Genomic DNA, 12023 nt, shown 5'->3' on the forward strand with positions numbered 1-12023 from the left:
CCCCGGGACATGTCCCGGGGCCCTTCTCCCTTGCCTATCGCTCTATGGGTGGCGCAGCTGCCACCCCGCCCAGGCCGACTCGACCATCTCCCGCACCTCATGGCGCGCGGTCCAGCCCAGTTCCTCGCGGATGCGGTCGGCGGAGGCGACCACGCGGGCCGGGTCGCCGGGGCGGCGGGGCGTGATCTCGGGCTTGACGTCGGTGTGGCCGGTGACGTCCTTGATGATCGCGACCATGTCCGCGACCGACACACCCTCACCGCGGCCGATGTTGAGGATCAGCCGGGCCTCGGGGTCGGCGGCGAGCCGGCGGGCCGCTGCGACATGCGCGGACGCGATGTCCTCGACGTGGATGTAGTCGCGGATGCAGGTGCCGTCGGGGGTCGGGTAGTCGTCGCCGAAGATCCTGGGCGACTCGTCGGCCGTGAGCCGCTCGAAGACCATGGGGACCAGGTTGAACACACCGTCGTCACCCAGCTCGGGGGTGGCCGCCCCCGCCACGTTGAAGTAGCGCAGTGACGCGGTGGCCATCGGGTGCACCTTGCCGACCGCGGTGACCAGCCACTCCCCGGCGAGCTTGGTCTCGCCGTACGGGTTGATGGGCGCGCACGGGGTCCGCTCGGTGACGAGGTCGACGTCCGGCATGCCGTACACCGCGGCGGACGAGGAGAACAGGAAGCGGCTCACCCCGGCGGCCACGGCCGCGTCCAGCAGGACCCGCAGGCCCTCCACGTTCTCGCGGTAGTAGTACAGCGGCTTCTCGACGGACTCGGCCACCTGCTTCTTGCCCGCGATGTGCACGATCCCGGTGATGTGGTGCTCGTGCAGGACTCGGTCCACGGTGTTCCGGTCGAGGACCGTGCCGACCTCCAGCGGGACGCCGTCCGGGAGCCGCTCGGGGCGTCCCGTGCTCAGGTCGTCGAGCACGACGACACGCTCGCCGCCCTCCGCCATCGCCTTCACCACGTGCGAGCCGATGAATCCGGCGCCGCCAGTAACCAACCAGGTCATGGGAAACCCTTCTGCACCTTCTGCAAGCGGGCCCTGCCCCGCGGTCACACGGGACAGGGCCACGGTCGTTCGCGTACGGGGATCCGTCCGTCAGCCGCCGATGACGACGCGGCGGACGCCCTCCCAGCGGGCCGGGTCCGTGGTGCGGCGGCCGTCGACCAGGACGGTGACGTCCGGCAGGTCGGAGGCGGCCAGCTCGCGGTACTCGGCGTGGTCGGCCTGGAGGATCGCGGCGGTGACCTTCTCGCCCTGGTGCGGGGTGAGGCCGTGCGCGACGAGCTCGTCGGCGGTGTACATCGGGTCGGAGACGAACGGCACCGCGCCGCGCGCCTTCAGGGCCTCGACGGTCCCGAAGACACCGGAGAAGGCGGTCTCCTTGACGCCGCCGCGGTAGGCGGCGCCCAGCACCAGTACGTTGACGTCCTTCAGGTCGCCGTAGGCGGCGGCCAGCAGGTCGACGGCGTACTCGGGCATGGCGGCGTTGGCCTCGCGAGCGGCGCGCACCACGGTCGCCTCCGGGTCGTTCCACAGGTACATCCGCGGGTAGATCGGGATGCAGTGGCCGCCGACGGCGATACCGGGCTGGTGGATGTGGCTGTAGGGCTGCGAGTTGCAGGCCTCGATGACCTTCTTGACGTCGATGTCGTTCTTGTCGGCGAACCGGGCGAACTGGTTGGCCAGACCGATGTTGACGTCGCGGTAGGTGGTCTCGGCGAGCTTCGCCAGCTCGGAGGCCTCGGCGGTGCCCAGGTCCCACACACCGTTCGGCTGCGGCAGGTCGGCACGCTCGTCGAAGTCGAGCACCTGCTCGTAGAACTCCACACCGTGCTTCGCGGAGGCCTCGTCGATGCCGCCGACGAGCTTCGGGTAGCGGCGCAGGTCGGCGAAGACCCGGCCGGTGAGCACCCGCTCCGGCGAGAACACCAGGTGGAAGTCCTTGCCCGCGGTCAGGCCCGAGCCCTGCTCCAGCATCGGGGCCCAGCGGGTGCGGGTGGTGCCGACCGGCAGCGTGGTCTCGTACGAGACGAGGGTGCCGGGCTTGAGGCCCTTGGCGATGGCCTGCGTGGCGGAGTCCATCCAGCCGAAGTCGGGGGTGCCCTCGGCGTCCACGAACAGCGGGACGACCACCACGACGGCCTCGGACCCGGCGACGGCCGCGGCGGTGTCGGTGGTGGCGGACAGCAGCCCGGCGTCGACGACCTGCTTCAGCTTGACGTCCAGGTCGTGCTCACCAGGGAAGGGCTCGGTGCCGGCGTTGACCAGCTCGACGACCTTCTCGTTGACGTCGGCGCCGATGACCTTGTGGCCCTTGGCGGCGAACTGCACGGCGAGCGGAAGCCCGATCTTGCCGAGCGCGACTACACAGATATTCATCGGGTCAGTTTCCTCTTCACACGGGACATCAAGTGGCGCAGCCGGCTGCCCTCGCGAGGCGACAGGGACTCCCAGAGCGGGGCCGTGGTGATCACCAGTCGGCCCTTGTCGTTCGCGTTGGCCGCGATGCGGTACGGGATCTTCTCGCGCCAGCGGCGGGCCAGGGGCAGCGGCAGGCCCAGGGTCTTCACCGGGACCTCGTACGTCGAGCCCGCCACGTCCAGGTAGGCGCGCACGCCGAGCTTGGCCCTGACGGGCTTGACCGGGATCCGGGCGGTGAGCACCGTGCCCGTGCCGTCCTCGGTCGTGCTGCGGCTCAGCTCCCCCGCCGGAGCGGGGAGTTCGGTGCCGACGGGCAGCCTGCGGGCGCCCGGCTTGTCGGCGCTCTTCGGCATGGCCTTGTTGGCGAGGCGGATGACGGCATGCCCCGTCTCACCCGTGACGGGGACCCGGACCGCCAGTGCCAGCGCGAGCTCCTGGCCCTCCTGCTCCCACTGGGCGGACACCAGTCCGGTGCCGTCTGCGAGCTGCTTGGGCACGGACTCACCGATGACCTCGAAGAGCCGGTCGGGCAGGCCGAGGGCGGGATCGCGGAAGCCGGGGTAGCGCAGATACGCCCGCCCGTGCTCCAGCAGTATCGGCGGAGCCCCCGCCGCGGCCTCGTCGCCGATGGCGCGGATCAGCTCGGTGACCGCGCCGCGCTGGGCCAGCGCGATCCGCACCCGCCGCTTGACGTCCATCGAGTCGCGCAGCGCCTCGGTGAAGAACTCGTCGGCGAGGGCGGCGATCCCGGCACAGACCTGCACCTGGGTCTCACGGTCGAGGGCCGGGAAGTCGTCCTGGACCAGCTTGGCGAGCTCCCAGGTGAAGTGGCGCTTGAACACCGCGTCACGCTGCGGACCGGCCTCGATCAGACCCGCCGTGAACTTCATGATCTCGGCGGTGCAGCGCAGCCGCGCGAGATGGTTGGCGCGGTAGGTGATGTTGCTCGCGTCACCGCGCTTCACCGCGTAGTAGTACGTGTAGTCGGCGAGGACCGAGATCTTCCTCGCCCGTACGCACGCCTCGATGGTGAACGGCTGGTCGCTGCCGACCGGCAGGTCCTCGGGGAAGCGCAGCTTGTGCTTCTCCACCAGCTCGCGCCGGAACAGCTTGGTGTTGGCCAGCGTGAACGGCAGCGCCGAGTCGTACAGGCTGATGTCCGGGTCGCTCTTCTTGTAGAGCACCTGGTGGACATAGCGGCCGTTGGTGCCGACCATCTTGCCGACCACGACATCGGAGCCGTGCTCGTCGGCGCAGGCCACCATCCGCTCGAGCGCTTCCTCGCCGAGGTAGTCGTCGGAGCCGACGAAGTAGACGTAACGTCCGGTGGCCACGTCCAGGGCCCGGTTGCTGGGCGCGGCCGGACCGCCGGAGTTGGCCTGGTGGATCACCTTCACGGTGCCGGGGTAGCGCTCGGCGAAGCGGTCGAGCTCCGGGCCGCTGTCGTCGGTCGAGCCGTCGTCGACGGCCACGACCTCCAGCCGGTCCACTCCGATGCTCTGCCTCACCAGCGAGTTCAGGCACTCGGTGAGGTACGGCATGGTGTTGTAGACCGCGACGACGACGGTGACGTCGGGGGTGGTCAACTGGCCACGTCCTCCGGGGTCAGCTTCACCGTGGTGCCGGTGTTGGCGGAGTCGATGACGGCAGCGGCGACCTCGACGGTCCGCAGGCCCTGGCGCAGGGTGCAGATGTCGTCGGACTTGCCGAGCATGGCGTCCCGGAACAGCTCGTGCTCCACCAGCAGCGGCTCGCGCTTCGGGATGGCGTACCGGATCATGTCGCCCTCGGAGACACCGCGGAAGGCCTGGAGGGCCTCCCACTCGGTGGTGACGGCCGCGTTCGAGTAGAACGTCAGGTCGGCGGTGAGGGTGTCGGCGATGAAGCAGCCGCGCTCGCCGGTGACCGAGGTGAAGCGCTCCTTGAGCGGGCTCAGCCAGTTGACGAGGTGGCTGACCATCGTGCCGTCGGAGAGCTTGCCGACGGCGGAGACCATGTCCTCGTGCTGGCGGCCGGACTTGGAGACCGTGTGCGCCGCGATCGAGAGGTACTGCTGGCCGGTGACCCAGGCCGTCAGGTCGATGTCGTGGGTGGCGAGGTCCTTGACCACGCCGACATCGGCGATGCGGTGCGGGAAGGGGCCCTGGCGGCGGGTGACGACCTGGTAGACGTCGCCGAGCTCGCCGGACTCCAGCCGGGCGCGCAGCGAGCGCAGCGCCGGGTTGCAGCGCTCGATGTGGCCGACTCCGGCCACCAGGCCGCGCGACTCGAAGGCGTCGACCAGGCGGCGGGCGCCCGCGACGGTGTCAGCGACCGGCTTCTCGACCAGCGCGCCGATCCCGGCCTCGGCCAGCTTCAGGCCGACTTCCTCGTGCAGCGCGGTCGGGCAGGCGACCACGGCGTAGTCGATGCCGAGCGCGATCAGCTCCTCGACGGTGGACAGCACGGGGGCGCCCTGCGCCCAGCCGTTCTTGTCCCCCATCGGGTCCACGACGGCGACCAGCTCGACGCCGTCGAGACCGGCCAGCACACGGGCGTGGTGGCGCCCCATGGAGCCCAGGCCGATCAGCCCGGCCCGCAGTCCAGCAGCAGTCACAGCTTCTCTCCCAGCGCGTTCACGGCGGTGACGATGCGCTCAAGGTCGTTCTCGGTCAGCGAGGGGTGCACGGGCAGCGAGACGACCTCGGCCGCCGCGCGCTCGGTCTCGGGCAGGTCCCAGGTGCGGCCGGCCTTCTGGTCCGGCTCCCAGTACGGCTTCAGCCGGTGGATGGGGGTCGGGTAGTAGACCGCGTTGCCGACGCCCGCCTCGGTGAGCTTCGCCATGGCGGCGTCGCGGTCACCGCGGATCCGGATCGTGTACTGGTGGTAGATGTGGCGCGCGCCTTCGGCGACGACCGGGGTGACCACGTTCGGCGCGGTGATGTGCGCGGAGAGGTACGCGGCGTTCGCGATGCGCTGCTCGGTCCAGCCCGGCAGCTTGGCGAGCTGGACCCGGCCGATGGCGGCGTTGACGTCGGTCATCCGCATGTTGGCGCCGACGATCTCGTTGGCGTAGCGCTGCTCCATGCCCTGGTTGCGCAGCAGCCGCAGGGTGCGGGCGACCTCGGCGTCGGCCGTGGAGATCATGCCGCCCTCGAGGCTGTGCATGTTCTTGGTGGGATAGAAGCTGAACGTGCCACCGGCGCCGAAGGCACCGACGGGGGTGCCGTGCAGGGCCGCGGCGTGCGCCTGGCAGGCGTCCTCCACCACGGCCAGCTTGTGCTTGTCGGCGATGGCCATGATCCGGTCCATCGCGGCCGGGTGGCCGTAGAGGTGCACCGGCATGATCGCGGCGGTGCGGGGCGTGATGGCGGCCTCGACGGCGGCCGGGTCGATGCAGTACGTGTCCGGGTCGATGTCCGCGAAGACGGCGTCGGCGCCGACCAGGCGCACGGCGTTGGCGGAGGCGGCGAACGAGAACGAGGGGACGATCACCTCGTCACCCGGGCCGATGTTCAAAGCCATCAGAAGGAGGTGCAGTGCGGAGGTACCGGAGTTGACGGCCACGCAGTGGCGCCCCTGTACCTGCTCCGAGAAGCCTTCCTCGAACGCGGCCACTTCCGGGCCCTGTACGACCCTGCCGCTGCGCAGCACGCGTACGGCGGCCTCGATCTCCTCTTCACCGATGACCGGGCGGGCAGCGGGGATGGGCTGCTCGTTGCTGCTCGGCATTGGACGTCCTCCTTGAACACCGCGAGAGCTCTATGTGGCAGAGGTCCGGGGCCTGCGGGGCGTTCTGTGGGCCACGCGAACCCCCCCGGCATGACGCCGACGCCCTACCGAGGAATGCTGGGAACCGGTCAGTCCGTGTAACCGGGCCGGCCACCGACCGTATTCTTCGGGACTGGTGGGCGGGGCCCCGACACGGCAGCAACCGCCGTCACATTATCAGGGATTTCCTAGTCAATTTCGGGCCCGTTAACAGCGCAAGGCATCGATTGCGCTACGAAAACCGCGTCCCGTCCCCCGATCATGGGGGACGGGACGCGACCGTTCAGCCAACAGTCATCGGCTGTTCAGCTTTCGACCGCTGCCGGCGCCGAGACCGTCACCGAGGGCGACGACTGCTGCTCCGCGGCTGCGGTCTTCTTCGACGCCGCCTTGGTGGCCTTCTTCGCGGTCGTCTTCTTCGCCACGGTCTTCTTGGCCGCCGTCTTCTTGGTGGCGGCCTTCTTCGCCGTGGCCTTCTTGGCGGTCTTGCGGGCAGCCGTCTTCTTGGCCGGGGCACCGTCCGTGGCGTCCGTGGTCTCGTCCGCCGCACCGCCGTCCGAGTCCGTCGTGGCCTCCGGGGCGGCGGCCTCGGCCTGCGCCCCCGTCGCCACCACGAGGACGGCCGCGTCATCGGCGCCCGACGGCGAACCGGCGGGAGCGCTGACCTTGCGCGTCGCCCGGCGACGCGCCCGCGGCGGAGCCGCGACCGGAGCCTCGGGCTCGACACCGGCGGCAACCGCCACCGGCTCGGACGCCTCGGCGACCGGCTCGGCGTCCGCGGGAGCCGTGGCAGCGGGCGCCACGATCTCGGCCGGGGCCTCCTCCGCGGCCTTCGGCGCACCGGCCGGGGCCGAGACCTTGCGGGTGGCCCGGCGACGGGTGCGGCCCGTCGGCGCCGGGGTCTCCTGCTCGGCAGGCTCCGGCGCGACGTCGGCCTGGGGCTGCTCGACCTGCACCGGCTCCGCCTGCGCGAGCTCGGTCTGCACCGGCTCGGTCTGCTTCGGCGCACCGGCCGGGGCGGTGGCCTTACGGGTGGCCCGGCGGCGACGACTGCCCCGCTTGGCCGCGGCCTCGGCCTCGGCGGCGCTCGAGTACAGCTCCTCGTCCGGCGTGAACTCGGGCTCGGGCAGCGCGACCGGCGCAGCGGCCTCCGCCGCGACCTCGGCCGCTGACTCCTCCGCCGGAGCTGCCTCGTGCACGTGCACGTGCTCGTGCTCCTGCTCGGCGCCGCCGCGGCCGCGCTTCTTGCCGCGCTTGCCGCCGCCACCCGTGGTGGCCGGCTGCTCCATGTGCACGATCACACCGCGGCCGTTGCAGTGGACACAGGTCTCCGAGAACGACTCCAGCAGCCCCTGGCCGACCCGCTTGCGGGTCATCTGGACCAGACCCAGCGAGGTGACCTCGGCGACCTGGTGCTTCGTACGGTCCCGGCCCAGGCACTCCAGCAGCCGCCGCAGCACGAGGTCCCGGTTGGACTCCAGCACCATGTCGATGAAGTCGATGACGACGATGCCGCCCAGGTCGCGCAGCCGCAGCTGGCGCACGATCTCCTCGGCCGCCTCCAGGTTGTTCCTGGTGACGGTCTCCTCGAGGTTGCCACCCTGACCGGTGAACTTGCCGGTGTTGACATCGACCACGATCATGGCCTCGGTCTTGTCGATCACCAGCGAACCACCGGACGGCAGCCAGACCTTGCGGTCCAGCGCCTTCATCAGCTGCTCGTCGATCCGGTAGGTCGCGAAGACGTCCACCTCGGAGGTCCAGCGGTTCAGCCGTTCCGCAAGATCGGGCGCGACGTGCGAGACATAGCCGTGGATGGTCTCCCAGGCCTCGTCACCACTGACGATGACCTTCGAGAAGTCCTCGTTGAAGATGTCGCGCACGACCCGGACGGTCATGTCCGGCTCGCCGTAGAGAAGGGTCGGGGCGTTTCCGCTCTTCGCCTTCTTCTGGATCTCCTCCCACTGCGCCTGGAGCCGCTCGACATCACGGCGCAGCTCGTCCTCGCTGGCGCCCTCCGCGGCGGTGCGCACGATGACGCCCGCGTCCTCGGGGACGATCTTCTTGAGGATGGTCTTCAGCCGGGCGCGCTCGGTGTCGGGCAGCTTGCGGCTGATGCCGGTCATCGAGCCCTCGGGCACGTACACGAGGTAGCGGCCGGGCAGCGAGACCTGGCTGGTCAGCCGGGCGCCCTTGTGGCCGATCGGGTCCTTGGTCACCTGGACCAGGACCGACTGGCCGGACTTCAGCGCGGACTCGATCCGGCGCGGGCCGTTGGCCATGCCCAGCGCCTCGAAGTTGACCTCGCCGGCGTACAGCACGGCGTTGCGGCCCTTGCCGATGTCGACGAAGGCGGCCTCCATCGACGGCAGGACGTTCTGCACCTTGCCGAGGTACACGTTGCCGACGTAGGAGGTCGACTGCTCCTTGTTGACGTAGTGCTCCACGAGCACGTTGTCCTCGAGGACGCCGATCTGGGTGCGGTCGCCGTTCTGCCGGACCACCATCACCCGCTCGACGGCCTCACGGCGCGCCAGGAACTCCGCCTCGGTGATGATCGGCACCCGGCGGCGGCCCTGCTCGCGGCCCTCACGGCGACGCTGCTTCTTCGCCTCGAGGCGGGTCGAGCCCTTGATGGACTGCACCTCGTCCGACGGCTCCGCCTTGGGGCGGGGCTCCCGGATCTTGACGACTGTGCGGTCCGGGTCGTCGGCACCGGACTCGCTCTCGGGGGACTCACCGCTGCGGCGACGGCGACGGCGGCGGCGACGGCTGCCGCTGGTTCCCGCTGCGGACGGCGTGCCGCCCTCGGCGTCCTCGTCCTCGTCGGCGTCCTCGGCCTCAGCGCCTTCGGCGTCCTCCGCCTCATCGGCGGCCTCGTGCTCATCGGGCTCGGAGGCTTCGCCGCGGCGACGGCGACGGCCACCACGGCGACGGCGGCGCGTGGGCCGGTCCTCGTACTCGTCGGACTCTTCGGACTCGGACTCGGCGGACGCCTCGGCCTCCTCCTCGGCCTCTTCCGCGACCTCGGGCTCAGCGGCCACTGCGGGCTCGGCGGTCTCAGCGCTCTCGGCGCGGCGACGGCGGCGACGACGCGAAGGCGTCTCCGCGACCGGGGCGGGCTGCTCGACGGCCTCCTCGGCCTCTTCTGCCGTCTCGTCCGAGTCCGCCGCCTCGGCGGCGGCAGCGGCGGCGGCCGTCTCCGGGGTCTGGAACATCGGCTCCGCGAACACGGGAGCCTGGAACACCGCGACCGCGGGACGGGCGGCGCGGCGGGCCCGCTCCGGCCTCTCGGCCTGGTCCTCGCGCTCTTCGCGCTTCGCACGCACCGGCTCCGCGGTGAACTGCGGCGCGGTCGCGCGGCGCCGGGTACGAACGGGTGCGGCCTCGGGGACCTCGGGCTCGGCGGGCTCGGTGGAGTCTGCGGACTCGGCCTCCCGCTCGGCCTGCGGAGTACCGGCAGGTGCCGCAGCACGGCGCGTGGCGCGGCGGCGACGGCCGGCCGGAGCCTGCTCGGCCTCGGCCTCGGCCGGAGCGGCCTCGGTGGTCTCAGCGGCCTCAGCAGTCGCCTCGGGCGTGGACACCTTGCGGCTCGCCCGGCGACGGGTACGGCCGCGCGGGGCCTCCTCTTCGGCCTGCTGCTCCGCCTGCTGGGCCTGCTCGGCCACCGACTCGGCCTCCGGTGCCCCAGCGGCGGAAGTGGCCCGACGGCGCTTGCGCGGTGCGGGCGCCTCAGCTGCGGCGGAAGTGTCCTCGGCGGCGGGCGCCGGGGCTGCGGCAGGCTCGGCGGCAGCCACAGCCTCGGCAGGCGAACCCGCGGGCGCCGTCGCCTTACGCGTGGCACGGCGGCGGGTACGCGGCGCGGCCGCCTCGGCGGAAGTGTCCTCGGTGACCGAAGCCGGTATGGCGGCGGCGACGGATGCCGTCACGTCGGTGACGGTCTCCACGGGGGTGGCACCCGCGGGCGAGCCCGCGGGGCGCGAGGCAGCACGGCGGCGACGCGGCGGAAGCGTGTCGCTCGGCGTGTTTCCGTTGTCTTCAGTGTTGTCCCCGGTCATACCGGGGTCGTTCGTCTCGAGCATGCGGGCGGTTCTCCCGTCAGGCTCCCGGGCGCTGCGTCGTGGTCCGGTCCGGTGGCCCGTCCGCGGTGGGCCGCGATGACCGCCGTCCGGGGCGCAAGCGCCGCACGGGAGCTGTGTGTTCGGCTCGCCGGTTCCGTACGCGATGTACGCACGGCCTGGCGAAAGTCTCCTGGTCTGAGCGCTGCCCGACCCTGGTGGCTCCCGAGTACAAGGGCGGCGCTTCGACGGCTGCCCCTACACGGGACCGGTACCCTCCGCCTCCCCCGGCATGGCCGGGAGATTCCGACGCGGTCGGTCAGGCGACCCCTGAGCGATCGGCTGGGGCGGCCATGACTGCCTCGCGGTCGGGCGCGAGCGGGTCGGTCACCGTGCCGGACTCCTCGTCGAAGAGCCCCTGCGCCAGCCTGGTCACCGCAGCGGGGACCGGCGGCGCCAGGTCGGCCACAGCTCGGAGACCGGACAGGACGTCGTCGGGTCGTACGGCAGGTGTCACGTGCCGAACAACCAGCCGCAGTATCGCACAGGGGCGCTCTCCGGGCCTATCAGGCTGTGGATACGACGCCTCCAGAGCGGCCACGGCGCCCCTGGAGTCGAAGCTGCGCATCCCGTTCTTGGTCTTGCGCTGGACCTGCACGGTCTCGGCCGCGAGGAACGCGTTCACGGCGTGCTCCGCGTCCTGCGGGGCCACGCCGTCGAGCCGCAGCTCCCAGACCGACGCGGTGAGCCGGTCCGCGAGCCCCGAGATCCGTGCCTCGACGGCGTCCGTGATGTCGAGCCCGTCCGGCAGCGACTCATCGAGCAGCGCCCGGAGCTTCTCGGGGTCCCGGGCCTCGGTGAGCGCGATCTCCAGATACTCGGCCTCGGAGCCCGTGCCCGTGGGTGCCGCGTTGGCGTAGGAGACCTTCGGGTGCGGGGTGAAGCCCGCCGAGTAAGCCATCGGCACCTCGGCACGGCGCAGCGCACGCTCGAACGCGCGCTGGAAGTCACGGTGGCTGGTGAACCGGAGGCGGCCGCGCTTGGTGTAGCGCAGTCGGATGCGCTGCACCGCGGGTGCGGGCGGCGGGCCTTCGGGCTGTCGCTTGCCCAGTGGTTCTTCTCCTCGGTGCGGGGCGGGCGCGGTGAAGCGCCGCCCTCTGGCCTGCGTGTGTCCCCTGGCGGCCCTCTCCCGGCTCACCCCCGCTGATGGGGGGAGACCTCGGGTCCGGGGGTCGGGGTACCTCCCAGGTTACGCGCTGGCGCCGGCACCGGTTCTCCGCCCCGCACCTCCCGTGGCCCGCCGACCAGGGCGTACCACGCCGCGCGGCGCGCCTCCCGCACGGTCTGACGTGCTGATACGAGCGCGCCGCGTACGGCCCGTCCGGCCGCGACCCCGGCCCTCTTGGCGGGGCCCCACACCTGGTCGCGTACGACGTGCCCGACCGGGGTGCACACCTCGCGGTAGAACCAGGCCACCGGGCGCCCGAGCAGATTCCAGGCGAGCCACTTCAGTGCCCGTCCGACGGTCCGCGAGACATGCCCGGCGATCCGCCAGGCAACCTTGAGCGCGTCGGCCGTCTCCCGCCCGAGTACGGCGAGGAAGCGCCCGACGGGGGCGAGTATCCAGCGGTGGACGAAGGCGACGGGGAGGATGACCAGCGCTCGGACGAGCCAGACCACGGCGGACCACAGCCCGAGCACGGCGGGGACGACGGCCCGGGCGTACAGCCAGGTCAGCCCGTGCCCGAGTGGGGTGAGCACCCACCGGTACAACGCGGTCCACGGCCA

General features: G+C 71.7%; 7 protein-coding genes and 1 pseudogene. All 8 read right to left on the reverse strand.

The genetic code is table 11. From position 1 onward, the window contains the following. Window positions 1-42: 42 nt before the first annotated feature. Window positions 43-1011, reverse strand: coding sequence for a UDP-glucose 4-epimerase GalE (gene galE, locus ACFV6V_RS28735; protein ID WP_385570669.1), 969 nt, complete (start codon window positions 1009-1011; stop codon window positions 43-45). A 90-nt stretch (window positions 1012-1101) separates the two neighbouring features. Continuing rightward, a complete protein-coding gene (locus ACFV6V_RS28740; protein ID WP_385570671.1) occupies window positions 1102-2385 on the reverse strand; it encodes a nucleotide sugar dehydrogenase in 1284 nt (427 codons plus the stop codon). After that, window positions 2382-4013 carry a glycosyltransferase family 2 protein gene (locus ACFV6V_RS28745; protein ID WP_385570673.1) on the reverse strand — a complete coding sequence of 544 codons (1632 nt, stop codon included), beginning with the start codon at window positions 4011-4013 and terminating at the stop codon, window positions 2382-2384. The genes ACFV6V_RS28740 and ACFV6V_RS28745 overlap by 4 nt, the downstream gene beginning before the upstream one ends. Continuing rightward, on the reverse strand, window positions 4010-5023 hold the full coding sequence (locus ACFV6V_RS28750; RefSeq protein ID WP_385570674.1) for a Gfo/Idh/MocA family protein: 1014 nt from the start codon (window positions 5021-5023) through the stop codon (window positions 4010-4012). Before ACFV6V_RS28750 ends, ACFV6V_RS28745 begins: the two co-directional genes overlap by 4 nt. Then, complete coding sequence (locus ACFV6V_RS28755; protein WP_385570676.1) at window positions 5020-6138, reverse strand: DegT/DnrJ/EryC1/StrS family aminotransferase; 1119 nt, start codon at window positions 6136-6138, stop codon at window positions 5020-5022. The genes ACFV6V_RS28750 and ACFV6V_RS28755 overlap by 4 nt, the downstream gene beginning before the upstream one ends. Window positions 6139-6482: 344 nt before the next feature. Beyond that, window positions 6483-10259 (reverse strand): ribonuclease E/G, encoded by a 3777-nt coding sequence (locus tag ACFV6V_RS28760; RefSeq protein WP_385570677.1) that lies wholly within the window; start codon window positions 10257-10259, stop codon window positions 6483-6485. 295 nt (window positions 10260-10554) lie between these two features. Then, on the reverse strand, window positions 10555-11304 hold the full coding sequence (locus ACFV6V_RS28765; RefSeq protein WP_385570696.1) for a TIGR03936 family radical SAM-associated protein: 750 nt from the start codon (window positions 11302-11304) through the stop codon (window positions 10555-10557). Between the two features lie 125 nt (window positions 11305-11429). Then, a pseudogene (locus ACFV6V_RS28770) lies at window positions 11430-12023 on the reverse strand (hypothetical protein); the annotation flags it as partial.

The organism is Streptomyces sp. NPDC059828 (assembly GCF_042731955.1).
Lineage (GTDB): Bacteria > Actinomycetota > Actinomycetes > Streptomycetales > Streptomycetaceae > Streptomyces.

What these genes read in the sequence shown, in the direction of transcription:
- galE (WP_385570669.1), bottom strand. Translation starts at nt 1,011, where the DNA reads ATGACCTGGTTGGTTACTGGCGGCGCCGGATTCATCGGCTCGCACGTG.
- ACFV6V_RS28755 (WP_385570676.1), bottom strand. Translation starts at nt 6,138, where the DNA reads ATGCCGAGCAGCAACGAGCAGCCCATCCCCGCTGCCCGCCCGGTCATC.
- ACFV6V_RS28760 (WP_385570677.1), bottom strand. Translation starts at nt 10,259, where the DNA reads ATGCTCGAGACGAACGACCCCGGTATGACCGGGGACAACACTGAAGAC.
- ACFV6V_RS28740 (WP_385570671.1), bottom strand. Translation starts at nt 2,385, where the DNA reads ATGAATATCTGTGTAGTCGCGCTCGGCAAGATCGGGCTTCCGCTCGCC.